The sequence below is a fragment of the Cellulomonas sp. P1_C4 genome, from assembly GCF_056406355.1.
Window position 1 is genome coordinate 1 of record NZ_JBFUAI010000023.1, and the last position, 15,471, is coordinate 15,471.

Annotated in this window: 16 protein-coding genes; 4 read left to right on the forward strand and 12 right to left on the reverse strand. The window is 74.9% G+C overall.

Annotation, left to right across the window (positions count from 1 at the left end):
* On the forward strand, nucleotides 1-1,002 hold a 1,002-nt coding region (locus tag AC1DYZ_RS17180; protein WP_477066350.1), incomplete at its 5' end, for an ATP-binding cassette domain-containing protein.
* The gene (locus AC1DYZ_RS17185) at nucleotides 992-2,698 is read left to right on the forward strand and encodes a GAF domain-containing sensor histidine kinase (protein ID WP_477066351.1); all 1,707 of its coding nucleotides are present in this window, start codon (nucleotides 992-994) and stop codon (nucleotides 2,696-2,698) included. The genes AC1DYZ_RS17180 and AC1DYZ_RS17185, both read left to right, overlap by 11 nt.
* A gap of 17 nt (nucleotides 2,699-2,715) precedes the next feature.
* On the opposite strand, the gene AC1DYZ_RS17190 is transcribed toward AC1DYZ_RS17185, so the two are convergent.
* Nucleotides 2,716-3,342 carry a response regulator gene (locus AC1DYZ_RS17190; RefSeq protein ID WP_477066407.1) on the reverse strand — a complete coding sequence of 209 codons (627 nt, stop codon included), beginning with the start codon at nucleotides 3,340-3,342 and terminating at the stop codon, nucleotides 2,716-2,718.
* A gap of 56 nt (nucleotides 3,343-3,398) precedes the next feature.
* On the opposite strand from AC1DYZ_RS17190, the gene AC1DYZ_RS17195 reads away from it, so the two are divergent.
* On the forward strand, nucleotides 3,399-4,343 hold the full coding sequence (locus tag AC1DYZ_RS17195) for an NAD(P)-dependent oxidoreductase (protein ID WP_477066352.1): 945 nt from the start codon (nucleotides 3,399-3,401) through the stop codon (nucleotides 4,341-4,343).
* Here the strand turns inward: AC1DYZ_RS17195 and mutM are convergent.
* The 6 genes from mutM to coaD all read right to left on the reverse strand — a co-directional run bounded on the left by mutM (nucleotide 4,340) and on the right by coaD (nucleotide 7,854).
* Nucleotides 4,340-5,242, reverse strand: a complete 903-nt coding sequence (mutM, locus tag AC1DYZ_RS17200; RefSeq protein ID WP_477066353.1) for a bifunctional DNA-formamidopyrimidine glycosylase/DNA-(apurinic or apyrimidinic site) lyase — start codon at nucleotides 5,240-5,242, stop codon at nucleotides 4,340-4,342. The genes AC1DYZ_RS17195 and mutM overlap by 4 nt on opposite strands.
* A gap of 1 nt (nucleotide 5,243) precedes the next feature.
* Nucleotides 5,244-5,942, reverse strand: coding sequence for a ribonuclease III (rnc, locus tag AC1DYZ_RS17205; RefSeq protein WP_477066354.1), 699 nt, complete (start codon nucleotides 5,940-5,942; stop codon nucleotides 5,244-5,246).
* Nucleotides 5,943-5,988: 46 nt separating this feature from the next.
* A complete protein-coding gene (gene rpmF / locus AC1DYZ_RS17210) occupies nucleotides 5,989-6,186 on the reverse strand; it encodes a 50S ribosomal protein L32 (RefSeq protein ID WP_370505356.1) in 198 nt (65 codons plus the stop codon).
* 2 nt (nucleotides 6,187-6,188) lie between these two features.
* The gene (locus AC1DYZ_RS17215) at nucleotides 6,189-6,767 is read right to left on the reverse strand and encodes a YceD family protein (protein WP_477066408.1); all 579 of its coding nucleotides are present in this window, start codon (nucleotides 6,765-6,767) and stop codon (nucleotides 6,189-6,191) included.
* A 110-nt stretch (nucleotides 6,768-6,877) separates the two neighbouring features.
* A complete protein-coding gene (locus AC1DYZ_RS17220) occupies nucleotides 6,878-7,369 on the reverse strand; it encodes a hypothetical protein (RefSeq protein WP_456826375.1) in 492 nt (163 codons plus the stop codon).
* Entirely contained in the window at nucleotides 7,366-7,854 is a 489-nt protein-coding gene (gene coaD, locus AC1DYZ_RS17225) for a pantetheine-phosphate adenylyltransferase (protein ID WP_477066355.1), read from the reverse strand. Before coaD ends, AC1DYZ_RS17220 begins: the two co-directional genes overlap by 4 nt.
* 63 nt (nucleotides 7,855-7,917) lie before the next feature.
* Between coaD and AC1DYZ_RS17230 the strand changes: the two genes are divergently transcribed.
* Entirely contained in the window at nucleotides 7,918-8,526 is a 609-nt protein-coding gene (locus AC1DYZ_RS17230; RefSeq protein WP_477066356.1) for a GNAT family N-acetyltransferase, read from the forward strand.
* Here the strand turns inward: AC1DYZ_RS17230 and rsmD are convergent.
* Genes rsmD through AC1DYZ_RS17255 form a run of 5 tightly spaced genes read right to left on the reverse strand, consistent with a single transcriptional unit; the run spans nucleotide 8,492 to nucleotide 15,208 of the window.
* Nucleotides 8,492-9,052: a 16S rRNA (guanine(966)-N(2))-methyltransferase RsmD gene (gene rsmD, locus AC1DYZ_RS17235; protein WP_477066357.1), complete on the reverse strand. Its 561-nt coding sequence runs from the start codon at nucleotides 9,050-9,052 to the stop codon at nucleotides 8,492-8,494. The genes AC1DYZ_RS17230 and rsmD overlap by 35 nt on opposite strands.
* Nucleotides 9,049-10,680 (reverse strand): DUF6297 family protein, encoded by a 1,632-nt coding sequence (locus tag AC1DYZ_RS17240; protein WP_477066358.1) that lies wholly within the window; start codon nucleotides 10,678-10,680, stop codon nucleotides 9,049-9,051. Before AC1DYZ_RS17240 ends, rsmD begins: the two co-directional genes overlap by 4 nt.
* Complete coding sequence (locus AC1DYZ_RS17245) at nucleotides 10,677-11,366, reverse strand: ABC transporter ATP-binding protein (RefSeq protein WP_477066359.1); 690 nt, start codon at nucleotides 11,364-11,366, stop codon at nucleotides 10,677-10,679. Before AC1DYZ_RS17245 ends, AC1DYZ_RS17240 begins: the two co-directional genes overlap by 4 nt.
* A 43-nt stretch (nucleotides 11,367-11,409) precedes the next feature.
* Complete coding sequence (locus AC1DYZ_RS17250; RefSeq protein WP_477066360.1) at nucleotides 11,410-13,707, reverse strand: ATP-dependent DNA helicase RecG; 2,298 nt, start codon at nucleotides 13,705-13,707, stop codon at nucleotides 11,410-11,412.
* Nucleotide 13,708: 1 nt separating this feature from the next.
* On the reverse strand, nucleotides 13,709-15,208 hold the full coding sequence (locus tag AC1DYZ_RS17255) for a DAK2 domain-containing protein (RefSeq protein WP_477066361.1): 1,500 nt from the start codon (nucleotides 15,206-15,208) through the stop codon (nucleotides 13,709-13,711).
* Between the last annotated feature and the right edge of the window lie 263 nt (nucleotides 15,209-15,471).

A 15,471-nucleotide genomic window follows, 5' to 3' on the forward strand; every position in this document is an offset into this window, starting at 1 on the left:
GGCCTCGGCCAGCTCGCCGTCGGTGTCGCGGTGCTCGCCGCCCTGCTCACCGGCATCCCGGCGGTCGGCGCGGGGCTCCTCGCGCCGGTCGACCTCGCGGTGATCGTGCTGACGCCGCTCGCGGCGTTCGAGGCGACGTCGCTGCTGCCCGCGGCGGCCATCCAGGTGCAGCGCTCGCGCGCGGCAGCGGTCCGGATCCTGGAGCTCCTCGACGCCCCCGCCGACCCCGCCCCGACGGACGCGGCTCCGGGGCGTCCGCCGCTCGTCGCGACCGACCTGGCCGCCGGCTGGCCCGGGACACCGCCCGTCGTCGAGGGCCTGGACCTCGACCTGCGCGCCGGCCGGTCGCTCGCCATCGTGGGCCCGTCCGGCACGGGCAAGACGACCACGCTGCTCACCCTCGCTGGGCTGCTCCCCCGGCGCGGCGGCTCGCTCACGCTCGACGGGCACGACGTCGACCACCTGTCCCGCGACGCTGCGGTCGCCGCGGTCGTCGTCGGCACCGAGGACGCCCACGTGTTCGGCACCACCGTGCTCGAGAACCTCCGCGTCGCACGCGGCGACGTCACGCCCGACGAGGCCACCGAGGTCCTGCGGCGCGTCGGGCTGGGCGACTGGCTCGACGGGCTCCCCGACGGCCTCGACACCCTGCTCGGCCCCGACGCCCGGACCGTGTCCGGCGGTGAGCGGCGACGCCTGCTCGTCGCGCGCGCCCTGCTGTCCCCCGCCCCGCTGCTCCTGGTCGACGAGCCCGCCGAGCACCTCGACCCGGACCGGGCGGACGCGCTGGTGACCGACCTGCTGCGCGACCCTCGGGGGGTGGTCGTCGTGACCCACCGGCTCACGCCGCTGGCCGCCGCCGACGAGGTGGTCTGGCTGGACGGCGGCCGGGTCCGCGCCCGCGGCACGCACGCGGAGCTCGTTGCCACCGCCCCCGGCTACGGTGAGTCGCTGGACCGCGAACGTGCGACCGACGGGCAGGAGGCCGGACATGCCCGTTGAGAAGGGGCAGCTCACCGAGGTGCCCGACTCGCCGATCCCCCTCACCGGCGACGCCCTGACCGACTTGCTCGGCGCCATCCTGGCGGTCGCCAGCGAGCTCGCGCTCCCCGCCGTCCTCGAGCGCTTCGTGCAGGTCAGCGGCGAGCTCACGGGAGCCCGCTACGGCGCCATCAACGTGCTGGACCCGCAGGGGACCTCGACTCTCTTCGTGTTCACCGGGGTGCCGACCGCGGTGGCCGCCGCGCTGGGGACCGCGCCGCACAACCAGGGCGTGCTCGGCCAGATCCCGAGCACGGGTGTGCTGCGCCTCGCGGACCTGCGGGAGCACCCCGCCTTCCGGGGCTTCCCGCGCGAGCATCCGCCGATGGGGTCGTTCCTGGGCGCCTTGGTGCGCGTCGGATCGCGGGTGTTCGGGCAGCTGTACCTGTCCGAGAAGGCCGGCGGGTTCACACAGGAGGACGAGGACGTCGTCGTAGCCCTCGCCGCCGCGGCCGGCGCCGCCGTCGCCAACGCGCAGCTCTACGCCGAGGCGGAGCGGCGCGAGCACTGGCTGCGCGCCGGCCAGGACATCACCACGATGCTGCTGGAGGACATCGACGAGGAGGAGGCGCTCGAGCACATCGCGTCGACCGCCCGCGAGGTCGCGCACGCCGACACGGCCGCGCTCGCGCTGCCGGGCGTCGGCGGGGAGCTCCTCATCGAGCTGGCGGTCGGGCACGAGAGCGAGCGCCTCCTCGGCGCACAGATGCCGCACGGCGGCCGCGCGTGGACGGTGATGACCGAGGGCAAGGGCCTCACGCTGCCGTCCATGTCAGCGGCCCGCACGGTCGCCGTCCCCGTCATGCGCACGTTCGGCCCCGCTCTGTATGCGCCGCTGCAGTCAGCCGGCCGCAACATGGGCGTCCTCATCCTGCTGCGCCGGATCGGTGCCCCTCCGTTCGAGGACGGTGACCTGGCCACCGCCGAGTCGTTCGCGGCCCAGGCCGCGCTCGCCTACGTGCTGGCCGGCGCACGGCACGCGCAGGACGTGGCCGCGCTCCTGGACGAGCGCGAGCGCATCGCCCGCGACCTGCACGATCTGGCGATCCAGCAGCTGTTCGCCACCGGCATGCAGCTGGAGACCGTCCGGCGGCGCGCTGCGCGGGGCGTCGACCCGTCAGAGCTGACCGGCATCGTCGACGAGGCGCTGGACAACGTCGACGGCTCGGTCCGCCAGATCCGGCAGATCGTGCACGAGCTGCGTGACCCCGACGCGGCCTCCGGACTGGTCGAGCGCCTGCGCCGGGAGGCATCCCTCGCACGCACCGGCCTCGGCTTCGCGCCGTCGTTCGTCCTCGCCCTGGACGGTGTCGTTCTGGTCGACGACGGCGTCGACGAGGACCGTCTGGACGAGAGGGTCCACCCCGCGCTGACCTCCGACGTGGTCGCCGTCGTGCGGGAGGGGCTGGCCAACGCTGCCCGCCACGCCCACGCCTCGTCGGTCACGGTGCGGGTCTCAGTCCGGGGGGCCGGACCGATCGGGGTCGTCCTCGTCGAGGTGCAGGACGATGGCGCGGGCCTGCCGGTGCGACGCGAGCGGTCGTCGGGCACGGGCAACCTCGCCTCGCGCGCCCGCCAGCACGGCGGGACGTTCAGCCTGGGGGTTCCCCCCGACGGACGCGGCACCCTCCTGTCGTGGGAGGCGCCGCTCGGCTGATGGTGTTGCCCCGGGCCTCAGTGCCCCGGCTCGGCCCGCCAGCTCGTGCTCTTGCGCGACGCCACCCACGCGGCCACCTGGGTGCGTCGCTGCAGGCCCATCTTGGCCAGCAGCGAGGTGATGTGGTTCTTCACGGTCTTCTCGACGACGCCCAGCCGCTCCGCGATCTCCCGGTTGGACAGCCCCTCCCCGATGAGCTCGATGACCTTGAGCTCGCTCGGCGTGAGGTTCTCGGTCGGGTCGTCGTGGCCCGCTTTGCGGCGCGTCACCGTCCGCTCGTCGAGCAGCACCCGGCCGGCCGCGACCGCTCGGATGACGTCCGTGATCTCTGCGCCGCGCACGGACTTGAGCAGGTAGGCCGCGGCCCCGGCGTCGAGCGCGGCGGCCAGGGCGTCGTCGTCGTCGAACGACGTCAGCACGATGGCGCGGGCCGCCGGCAGGGTCTCGCGCACCGTCCGCAAGAGCTCGATGCCCGTGCCGTCCGGCAGCTGCAGGTCGACCAGCAGCACCTGCGGGCGCACCAGCGCGGCGCGGCGGACACCGTCGGCGACCGACCCCGCCTCGGCCACGACCGACATGCCGTCGGCGCGGTCGACGACCTCCGCGATCCCTCGACGGACGACCTCGTGGTCGTCGACGATCATCACGGTGATGGGGCCTGCGGAGGCGCTGGTGGGAGGCACGATGGCATCGTAACGACGTGACCACCTTGCTGCTGCCATCGACACTGACCGACGAGCCCACCGTTCCCGGGGACATCCGGGTGGTGCGCTACGACGTCGACGCACCGATGCCCGAGGACGCCCTCGACGCCGAGGCGCTGGTGCTCTGGGGCAACGGCGAGGAGCTGCTGGCCGATGCGGCGCGGCGCCTGACCCGGCTGCGCTGGGTGCAGACCCTCGCCGCCGGGCCCGACGCCGCCCTCGCCGCGGGCTTCGCCGACGACGTCGTCATCACCTCGGGCCGCGGCCTGCACGACGGACCCGTCGCGGAGCACACGCTCGCGCTGATCCTCGCCGCCGCACGCCGACTGCCTGAGCTGGTACGTGCGCAGGACGCGCACCGCTGGGCCGGCGAGCTGGGCGGCATGCAGCACACCGAGCCGGGCCAGGCCTTCCGCACGCTGGACCGTTCCCGCGTGCTGATCTGGGGGTTCGGCTCCATCGCGGCCCGGCTCGCACCCCTGCTCACCGCCCTCGGTGCCCAGGTCACGGGCGTGGCCACGACAGCGGGCGACCGCCACGGCTACCCCGTCATCTCCGCGTTCGACCTGCCCGACCACCTGCCCCGCACGGACGTCCTGGTCTCGCTGCTGCCGGCCACGGACCAGACCCGGCACGCGGTCGACGCCGGCGTGCTCGACGTGCTGCCGTCCCACGCGTGGGTGGTGAACGTAGGCCGCGGCGCCACCCTGGACGAGGCGGCGCTGCTCGCGGCGATCCGGGCCGGGCGGCTGGCCGGCGCCGCCCTGGACGTGTTCGAGACCGAGCCCCTGCCGGCGGACTCGCCGCTCTGGGCGGAGCCCCGCATCCTCATCAGCCCGCACGCGGCGGGCGGTCGGCCCATCGGCGCCGGTGAGCTGGTCACGGCGAACCTCACGGCGTTCCTCACAGGAGGGAAGCTGCGGAACGTGGTCCGACGCTAGAAGCGACCACGCCGCGGGCGCGGCTGGCAGTGCGGGCAGGAGTACGACGACCGGTTCATGAACTCGTCGCGCCGGACGGGCGTGCCGCAGCGCGGGCACGGCCGACCCTCCTGGCCGTACACGGCCAGCGAGCGGTCGAAGTACCCGGACGCCCCGTTCACGTTGACGTAGAGCGCGTCGAAGCTGGTGCCGCCCTGCGCGAGCGCCTCCGTCATCACCTCGTGCGCGCCGGCCAGCGCCCGCTCGACCTCGGACCGCCGCAGCGTCTCGGTCGGCCGCGCGTAGTGCAGCTTCGCGCGCCACAGGCCCTCGTCGGCGTAGATGTTGCCGATGCCCGAGACCAGCGTCTGGTCGAGCAGCGCGCGCTTGAGGCCGGTCTTGCGTCGTCGGACCGCGGCCACGAGCGCGTCGTGGTCGAGCGCGGGGTCGAGGAGGTCGCGGGCGATGTGGGCGACGGGCTCGGGGACCACCGGCGCCGGGGAGCCGAGCCCGCCCGGCAGCCCGTCGGGCGTCGGCACGAGGTCCGGGACGCTCAGGTGCCCGAAGGTGCGCTGGTCGACGAAGTCGAGTGCGGACCCGTCGTCCAGCGAGGCCCGCACGCGCAGGTGGGGGTGCTCGACCAGGGGCTCGCCCGGTCCGCGGACCAGCAGCTGCCCGCTCATGCCGAGGTGGGCCATGAGGGCGTCGTCGCCGTCGTCGAGCAGGAGCCAGAGGTACTTGCCGCGCCGGACCGCCGCGTCGAGCCGCCGCCCGTCGAGCCGGCCGACGAAGTCCAGCGGTCCGCCGGTGTGGCGCCGGACGCTGTAGTCGCGCCGCACCTCGACGCCCGTGACCGTGCGGCCCAGGACGTGCCGAGCCAGCCCGTCCCGGACGGTCTCGACCTCGGGGAGCTCGGGCACGTCAGGCGGAGGTGTCCTGCTGCAGGAGGGCGAGCGCCCGGTACGCATCCGCGGCGGCGTCCTGCTCGGCGAGCTTCTTGGCGGAACCGATGCCGACCCCGCGCGACACCCCGGCGACGACCGCACGAGCCGTGAACGTGCGGGAGTGGTCGGGACCCTCGCCCGTGACCTCGTAGACGGGCGCCCCGAGACCCAGCGTCGCCGAGAGCTCCTGCAGCGACGTCTTCCAGTCGAGCCCGGCGCCGAGGTCCGCGGCCGCCTCAAGCGACGGCCCGACCAGCCGCGCGACCAGCCCGCGCGCCGGCTCCAGGCCGTGGGACAGGTACACGGCGCCGAACACCGCCTCGAGCGTGTCCGACAGGATCGAGTCCTTGTCCCGGCCCCCGGTGCTCAGCTCACCCTTGCCCAGCAGCACGAAGCTGCCCAGGTCGAGCTCGCGGGCGACGACGGCGAGGGCGCGCTGCGACACCGTGGCCGCCCGCATCTTCGCGAGGGCCCCCTCGGGCAGGTCGGGGTGCGCCCGGTAGAGCGACTCCGTGACCACGAGCCCGAGCACCGAGTCCCCGAGGAACTCGAGCCGCTCGTTGGTCGGGATGCCGCCCGCCTCGTGCGCGAACGACCGATGGGTCAGGGCAAGCACGAGAAGCTCGGGGTCCAGGTGGACCCCGAGCTTCTCGAGAAGTTCTGCCGCGGCACTCACGCCGGCCCTCCGGTCATCAATGCTGCGCGGCGGGACGAGCTGAGGCTCAGCGAGCCTCGAACTCGGTACGCACGGCCTCGGCGTAGGCACGGTCCTTGTAGGTACCGCACGTCGGGCAGGCCGTGTGCGGCATCTTGTTGGACTTGCACTGCGGGCACGTGTGGAGCGTCGTGGCAGTGGTCTTCCACTGCGACCGACGCGCACGGGTGTTGCTGCGCGACATCTTGCGCTTCGGAACAGCCACGGCTAGCTCTCTTTCGTCTCGTCGTTCGAACCCAGCAGGTCGCCCAGGGCGGACCAGCGGGGGTCAAGCGTCTCATGCGAGTGGTCAGGGTCATCCGCGAGCCGTGCACCACACTCGGAGCACAGACCGGGGCAGTCGGGTCGGCACAGCGGCTGGAACGGCAGAGCCGGCACGACCGTGTCCCGCAGCGCGGGCTCGAGGTCGACCAGGTCGCCCTCCAGCTCGCGCACGTCCTCCTCGTCGTCGCCGTCCTCGACCGCGATCGCCGCGCGCTCAGGGTAGACGTACAGCTCCATGAGGGAGACGTCGACGTTCTCGACAACCTCGCCCAGGCAGCGCACGCACTCCCCGATCGCCCGGCCGCGGACGGATCCGGAGACCAGGACCCCCTCCATGACCGCCTCGAGCCGCAGTTCCAGCTCGACATCGGTCCCGGTGGGGATGCCGATCACGTCGGTACCGAGATCCTCCGGGGCGCCCACGGTGCGCTGCACGGTCCGCGTCGATCCCGGACGTCGGCCGAGCTCGTGCGAATCGAGCACGAACGGCGAACGGGGATCGAGGTGAACAGGGCGCTGCACGGCCAGGGTCCCCTCGTTGATCTCGGTCCGTGCCATGAGCGGCAGAACCAACGGGCAACTCTACGGCACAGGTCAGGGGCCGCCCAAATCCTCAGGGAGTGGCGCAGGTCTCAGCTCTCGTCGGCCCCGAGCCGCCCGGCCAGCTTCGCCCGGCCCGCCTGCACCTGGCTGAGCACCTTGCCCAGGTCGATCTCGAAGTCCGCCAGCCGCCGGTCGCAGTAGTCGTCGGCGTCGCGCTGCAGCCGCTCGGCGGTCTCCTCGGCCTCGGCGACGATCTGGGCCGCCCGCTCCTGCGCGGCCAGCACGACCGCCTCCTGCTCGACCAGGGCGGCGGCCTGCGCGCGCGCCTGGGCCAGCACGGCGTCCGCGTCGGCCTGCGCGACCGACCGCGCMGCGTCGGCGTCGGCGAGCACCTCGTCGGCACGCGACAGCTGGCTGGGCAGCACGTCCCGCGCCTGCTCCACCAGGTCGAGCAGCTCGGCACGGTTCACCAGCACCGAGGACGACATCGGCATCGCGCGCGCGTTCGCCACCGCCGTCCCGATCGCGTCAAGCACGCCCGTGAGGCCCTCGGGCCGGGTGGTCGGGTCCTCGTCCGTCATCGTGCGTCCCTTTCTCGAAGTGCTGCCCGCACGGCATCCACGACGCCCTCCGGCACGAGGTCGTCGATCGGTCCGCCGTACCGGGCCACGTCCTTGACCAGCGAGGAGGCGATGTGGGCCAGCTTCTGGTCACCGACCACGAACACCGTCTCCACGCCGGACAGGTGCCGGTTCATCAGCGCCATCGGCAGCTCGGCGTCGAAGTCCGCGCCGCCGCGGAGGCCCTTGACCACCGCGGAGGCACCGACCGTGCCGACGAAGTCGGCCAGGAGGCCGTCGACCGCCTCGACCCGTACCCCGTCGAGGTCCCGGAGCGCCGTCCGCGCCAGCGCGAGCCGGACGTCGATCGGCAGCAGGGCCGCCTTCGACGAGTTCCGGGCGATGCCGACGACGACCTCGTCGAACATCGAGCGCGCGCGCCGGATCACGTCCAGGTGCCCGAGGGTCAGGGGGTCGAACGACCCGGGGCAGACGGCGATGCTCACCACGTCAGGGTAGGCCAGGGGCGTGCGCGGGCCAGCCGGACGCGCGGCGCCCTACCCTCGGGCATGGCCTCCGACGTCGTCCTCGACCACGCCACCGCCGCCGACTCCCCCGCCGTCCGGACCGTGCTGGCCCGCGCCTACCGGACGAACCCGCTCATGGCCTGGGCGCTGCCCGACGAGGAGACGCGCGAGGACGCGTGCGCCGCCTGGCTCGGGCCGTCGGTCGACCGGTACCTGGCGGTCGGGCGGGTGCACGTCGCCCGCGTCGATGGCCGCGTGGTCGGGGTCGCGGCGTGGCGCCTGCCCGACGCGGACCCGGCCCCGGAGTCGCTGCCCACGCCCGCGGGGGCGCTGGCCGCCCTGGTGGGCGCGGACCGTGCCGCGGAGATCCTGKCCGCGCTCGCGTCCGCCGCACCGCTCGCGCCCACCGCGCCGACGCCGTACCTGAACTTCCTCGGGGTCGAGCCGGCGTGGCAGGGCCGCACCATCGGCCGACGGCTGGTCGAGGCGGGGATCGCCGCCGCCGGGGACGCCGGGACGTACCTCGCGACCACCGACCCGCGGAACCTGCCGTTCTACGGACGGCTCGGCTACACCGGCGTCGGGACGGTCCGGCTGGGCGACGGCGGACCGCTGCTCACGGTGCTGCTGCGAGCTCCGCGAACCACATGACCGTCTCGCCGTAGGCGCGTCGGTCGAAGCGCTCCAGCGGCGGGGTCCAGGTGGGCTCCGGCGTCCGCGACGACCGCTCGACCACGACGACGGCGTGCTCGGACAGCGCGGGCGCCACGGCCGCCAGGACGTCCCCGAGGTCCTGCTCCGACAGGTCGTAGGGCGGATCGACGAGCACGAGGTCCCACGGCGCGCCGGGCGTCCGCTGCGCGAACTTCTCGGCCTTGTCAGCGACCACCTGCACACGGTCGGCCAGGCCGAGCGTCGCGACGTTGCGGCGGCAGACGTCCACGGCGTCCCGGGCGGCGTCGACGAGCGTCACGTGCTGCGCCCCGCGACTGGCCGCCTCGATCCCGAGCGCGCCGGACCCGGCGTACAGGTCGAGCACGTGGGCGCCGTCGACGACGTCCAGGTGCTCGAGCCGGGAGAACAGTGCCTCGCGGACCCGCTCGCTCGTCGGCCGGGTGCCGGCCTTGGGCACCACGAGCGTGCKGCCACCGACGGTGCCGGCGACGATGCGGGTCACTTGCGGACGCCCGCCTTGTCCTGCATCGACTCCTGCGACTCCATCATCCGTTCCATGAGCGAGCCCGTGCGGATCGACGACGCGATCGCCACCGCGATGACCGACAGGATGACCTGCACGTACAGCAGGATCGGGTTGACCGTGCGCAGCAGGACCGCGATCCAGACCGGGAGCAGCCCGAGCACCACGAGGTCCGGGCCGCGCGCGAGCACGGTCGCCACGCCGGTGGGCAGGGCGCCCATCGGCGTCGAGACGAGCGCGCCGCCCCAGTCGGGCGCCGGCCGGTAGGAGGCACGGACCGCGGCCGCGGCCCAGACCGGCGTCGATGCCAGCCCGAGCACGATCCACGCGGGCACGTCGGAGGCCCAGCGGCCGACCGCGGCGAACGCGACGACCGACCAGAGCGCCATCGCGGCGGCGGGCACRACCATGCGCAGCCGCCGCACGGTCTTGGCCTCGATGGGCAGCAGGCGGTCGAGGATCGGGGCCATCTCGGCGCGCCGGGCGCCCTCCCCGGTCGCGCTCATGGCGACGTAGCCGGCCACCAGCAGGCCCAGCAGGACCCCGAACGGGCTCGCCAGCTGCGGCACCGTGCTGACCAGCACGGGCACCAGCGCCGCGACCCCGAGCTGCACGACGTGCCGCGCCGACCTGCGCAGGACGACGAGGTCGGCGGTGATCAGCGCGGAGGCCGGCCCACGAGCGGTGCTCAGAGGGGAGAGCCAGCGCCGCACCGGGGGGGCGGCGCCGTCGGTCAGCGCGCGGCCGAGCTCGCGCGAGTCCATGGAGACCACGGCACCGACGGCCTGCGTCGCCACGGAGCCGCTCTCGCGCAGGGTCCGCTCGGGCATCCGCCCGAGCCGGTGGTCGACGAGGAAGGCGAGACCGGCGACGACGACGGCCAGGGCGGCCAGCAGCCACCAGGGCGGACTGGGGACGGCGTCCACCGACCACCCGACGAGGGACAGCGCGACGGCCGCCACGGGAGCGAGGAACAGCAGCACGTCGCCGACGAGCGCGATCCCGCGCCGCGACACGCTGGCCGACTGCCCCACCGCCGCCAGCAGCACGATCCCGGCCGCGACGACGGCGGCCGTGCCGGCGACCCGCACCACGCGGTGCCCGGGGTCGGCCAGCAGGCCGGCGTCGAGGAGCGCGACGACCACCGCCCCGACGAAGCCGGCGAGCAGCGGCAGGCGGCGCGCCGCGGGCCGCAGGAGGCCTCGCCGGTCGACGGGCAGCCCCAGCCACCAGGCCGCCTCGGCACCGCCCGCGCCGACCGGGCCGAGCCGGCCGGCCAGCGAGAGCAGCACCCCGGCGAGCGCCACGAGGATCACGACGACGAGCGTGGCGAGGCTCAGCGAGACCGGCGCCTCGACGTCCGGCGCGGGCGGCAGCGCGACGCGCATGGCCTGGGCCGCGCCGAGCGCGATGCCGATGCTGATCGCGATGCTGATGACGGCGTAGTACACGCTCGACAGCAGCGAGCCGATGCTCGCGCCGCCGCGTGCGTTGGCCGCCTGCGACGTGAACCGGCGGATGCTCTTGGCGGACGGGACCTCGCCGACCTCGAACGGCTGGACCGCGGGCTCGTCGTCGAGCGTGTCGTCGTCGGGCAGGTCGGTCACGGGTTCTCCCGCGAGATGAGGTCGGCGGCCTGGTCCGGGGGCAGCAGGCGCGTGACGTCGTCCGCCACGTGCACCGCCCGGTCGGCGACGGCCCGCAGCAGGTCGGGGTCGTGCGTGGCCAGCAGCACCGCACCGCCCGCCTTCTTCTCGGCGACGATCCGGCCCGCCAGCCGGTCGCGCATGGCCCGGTCGAGGCGCTGCTCAGGCTCGTCGAGCACCAGCAGCGACCGGGGCCGCACGAACCCGGCGGCGAGCAGCAGCCGGCGGCGCTGGCCGGAGGAGAGCGCGACGGGCAGCGAGCGCGCGTGGTCGGTGAGCCCGAACTCCGCGAGCAGCCCGGCGACCACCTCCTGCGCGCCGTGGACTCCGTGCCCGCGGGCGGTCAGGTAGAGGTGCTCCGAGACCGTGAGCGCAGGGAAGTAGGCGTCGTCGTCGAGCACGCTGGCCACCTTGGTGCGGAAGCCGACCTCGCGCTCGTCCACGGGTGCGCCGAACACCTGCAGGGTCCCGCCCGACGGCTCCAGCAGCCCGATCACCGCGCGGAGCACGGTCGACTTGCCCGAGCCGTTGGCCCCGACGAGCGCGACCACCTTGCCCGGGGCCAGCGTGAACGACACGGGGGCACACACGGGCGCTCCGCCGTAACCGACGAGCAGGTCCTTGGCGCTGATCACGGGCTTCGACACGTGCGCCAGGGTATCCGCGGTGGATGGGTGCTGCGCCCCACCGTCAGCTCTGTCCGAGGAACTCCTCGCGCCCGTCCGCCAGCTGCGTCGCGATCGCCGCCTGCAGGGCGGGCCACGCGGCCAGCTCGGGGTCGGCCTCGACCAGCGCGCGGGCGTCGTCGCGGGCCCGGTCGATGACCGCGCCATCGCTGACGATGCGCAGGAAGCGCAGGGTCCCGCGTCGCCCCGACTGCGCCGAGCCGAGCACGTCGCCCTCGCGGCGCAGCTCGAGGTCGACTCGCGCGAGCTCGAACCCGTCGGTGGTCTCCGCGAGCGCGCCCAGCCGCCGCGCCGCGACGGTGCCCTCGGGCGCGTCGGCGACCAGCAGGCACAGCCCCGGCGCGCTCCCCCGGCCCACGCGCCCGCGCAGCTGGTGCAGCTGCGAGAGCCCGAACACGTGCGCGTCGAGGATGACCATGACGGTCGCGGCCGGGACGTCCACGCCGACCTCGATGACGGTGGTCGACACGAGCACGGGCGTGCGGCCCGAGGCGAAGTCGGCGATCGCACGGTCCTTCTCCTCGCTCGTCATCCGCCCGTGCAGGAGCCCGACGGCCGCGCCGCCCAGCCGCGGGTCGGCGCGCAGGGTCTCGGCCACCTCCAGCACGGCCCGCAGCGGGCGCTTCGGGGCGCGCTGCGCGGCGGCCTGCGCCTCGCCGACGGTCGCKGGCTCGTCGGGAACCAGATCGACCCCGTCGTCGGCGTCGCCCTCCCCATCTGCGTCCTCGTCGATCCGCGCGCACACGACGAAGGCCCGGCCGCCCTTCTCGACCTCCTCGCGCACCCGGCTCCACGTGCGGTCCATCCAGACCCGGTTGTCGGCCGGGACGACGTGCGTCGTGATCCCGCTGCGCCCGGCGGGCACGTGCCGCAGCTCGGAGGTCTCGAGCTCGCCGAACACCGTCATGGCCACCGTCCTAGGGATCGGCGTCGCCGTGGTCACCAGCAGGTGCGGCGAGTTGGCGGCCTTCGCCTGCAACCGTCCCCGCTGCTCGACGCCGAACTTGTGCTGCTCGTCGATGACCACCAGCCCGAGGTCGGCGAACTGCACGGGGTCGGAGAGCAGTGCGTGGGTGCCGACGACGATCCCCGCCTGTCCGCTGGCCGCCTCGAGCAGGTTGGTGCGCCGCTCGGCGGCCGACTGCGCGCCCGTGATCACCGCGACGCGGGTGCCGATCTCAGACCCGCCCAGCAGGCCGCCCTCGGCCAGGTCGCCCAGCATCGCGCGCAGCGTCCGCACGTGCTGCGCGGCGAGCACCGACGTCGGGGCGAGCAGCGCCGCCTGGCCGCCGGCGTCGACCACCTGGAGCATCGCCCGCAGCGCGACGACGGTCTTGCCCGAGCCGACCTCGCCCTGGAGCAGCCGCTGCATCGGGTGCGGCCGGGCGAGGTCGTCGGCGATCTGCTCCCCCGCCGCCACCTGGCCCTCGGTGAGCGTGAACGGCAGCCGGGCGTCGAACGCGTCCAGCAGGCCGCCCGCCCGTGCGGGCCTAGCCGTCGACTCCTCGCGCTGCGCGTGCGCGCGTCGGCGCGCCAGCTCCGCCTGCAGCACGAACGCCTCCTCGTACCGCAGGCGCGCCTGCCCCTTGCGCCAGTCCTCCTCGGTCTGCGGCACGTGCACACCCCGCAGCGCCGACCAGCGCGACGCCAGGTGCCGCTCCGCGCGCACGAGGTCAGGCACGGGGTCCGGCACGTCCTGCTCGGTCAGCGGGTCGAACGCCTTGCGCACCGCCTTGCGTATCTTCTCCGACTCCAGGCCCGCGGTCGCCGGGTAGATCGGGATCGGCCACTCGGCCTCCTCGAGCGCGACCTCCTCGTCCACCTCGAGCCCGAAGATCGCGTAGACGGGGTTGGCCAGCTGCAGCCGCCCGTTGAACACGTTGATCTGCCCCGAGAACAGCCCGAGGCTGCCCGGCACCAGCCGCCGGAGGTGGAACTCCGCCGCGTTGCGGTGGGGCATGAAGATCACCAGGTCGAGCGTGCGGGTGCCGTCGGTGATCTTCGCCTCGACCCGCGGCTTGCCCGTCTTCATCGCGGTCTTGATCTCCGCGCCGCGGACCCGTGCGACGAGCGAGACGTTGGCTCCGACCGCGAGGCTCGCGATGTCGGTGACCTCGCGCGAGTCCGCATACCGCCACGGGTAGTAGGACAGGAGGTCGCCGACGGTCTCGAGGCCGAGCCCCGCGAACTTCTTCTGGTCGGCCGGCGTCGCGGCCGCGAACCGCTCGTCCAGCGGGTCGACGGGCGTGTGGACGCTGTCGGGGTACGTCAGCCGGTCGGAGCCAGGCCTGCGCGTCGCCACGTCAGTCCAGCCCGATCACGAGCGCGGGACCGTGCCCGCTCGGGCCGACCACCGTCGGCTCGACGCCCGGGTGCCGCGCCGCCAGGTGCGCCAGGAGCGCGTCGACGACCGCGCCGTCCGGAGCGTCCCGGACGAGCACCGTCAGGCTCTCGGCGGGCGCGGGTCGCGTCACGGCCACGAGCGCGTCGGTCGCGTCGCAGGCGGACCGCGGGGTCGCGACCTCGACCTCACGCACGGCGAGCCGAGCGAGTGCCGCGTCCGCCGCGGCCCGCCCCTCGACGGTCGGGCCGGCGCCGGCGAGCGCCAGCGCACCCACCACGAGCCGGACCTCGTCGCGGGCGTCGAGCACGTGGACGAGCACACCGGGTGTGGCGAGCTCGACCGCCGAGCCCGCAGCGCCCGGCAGGAGGACCACGTGCGCGGCGCCCGAGTCGACCACCGCCCGTTCGAGGTGGACCGGTCGGACCGGCGCCTCCGGGCACTGCACGACGGTCACCGCACCCGTGGCGGCGTACCAGGCGGCGAGCTCCGGCGCCGCCGTGCAGACGACGACGCCCCACCGCTCGGGTCCCCCGTCGATCGCCGACCCGCCCGCGTGCGCACCGGACAGGAGCCGGACGAGCACCTGCTCGCGCCGACCCACCGCCGCGCCCGCGATCGCCGCGGCCGGGTCGTCGGTGTGGACGTGCACGTGCCACCAGCCGTCGCCACCCACGACGGCCACCGAGTCGCCGACCGCGCCCATCCGGCGCCGCAGCTCCGCGCCGGTGTCGACGACGGGCTGCTCGTCGCTCACCAGCAGCATCACCTCGAACGCCCCGCCGGCGGCCTCGGCCGACGCGTGGTGGGCGGCTGCGGCGGGCAGCCAGTCGAGCGGGACCGCGACGGGCCGCTCGTCGGCGGCCGCGCGGGCCAGGGCGTCGAGCACGACGAGCAGGGCGCACGCGCCGGCGTCGAGCACGTGCGCGGCGCGCAGGACGGGGTGCGCGGCGCTGATCCGCCCGAGGGCGCGCAGGGCCTMCGCCACCGCCTCGGCCAGCGTGGTCGGCAGGTCGGCGCCCGCGTCCGCGGCCGTCGTCGCGGCGCCGGCCACCACGTCGGCGAGCGTGAGGACCGTGCCCTCCTGCGGCTCGACGGTGGCCTCCCGGGCGGCCCGGGCCGCCACCGACAGGCAGCGGGCGGCCTMGCGTGGGCCCGCGGCGGCCGGCAGCGCGCGGGCGAAGCCGGTCAGGTACTGGCTGACGATGACCCCGGAGTTGCCGCGGGCGGCCAGCAGGGATCCCCGGGCGAAGGCCCGCGCCACGTCCGGCGCGCCCGCGTCCGGGCCGACGAGCCCCATCGCCTCGACACCCCCGGTGACGGTCAGCAGGACGTTGGTGCCGGTGTCGGAGTCCGCGACCGGGAACACGTTGACGGCGTCGATCCGGTCCCGGGCCGCCTCCAGCGCTGAGCACGCCGCGACCGCCCACGTGCGCACCGCCGCCGCGTCGAGCAGGTCCACCGCACCTCCGTCGTCCCCGGACACCCGGTCAGCTCACGCAGGCTCCGGCGCTCCCGCCTGCACCTGCGCTGCACCACCCTGCCTCATCGCACCCACATTTGGGCCGACGTGGCCGATGGGCTAGTCTTGACCGGTTGCCCGGCCATGCTGGGCACTGGTGGTGCCCCGCAGCGGCCCCCGAATCCTCTCCGGAAACGGCATGGAGTCGGCGTCGCTCGTGCGCTCCGACACATACTTCGCCGCACACGCGGCAGATGATCCGT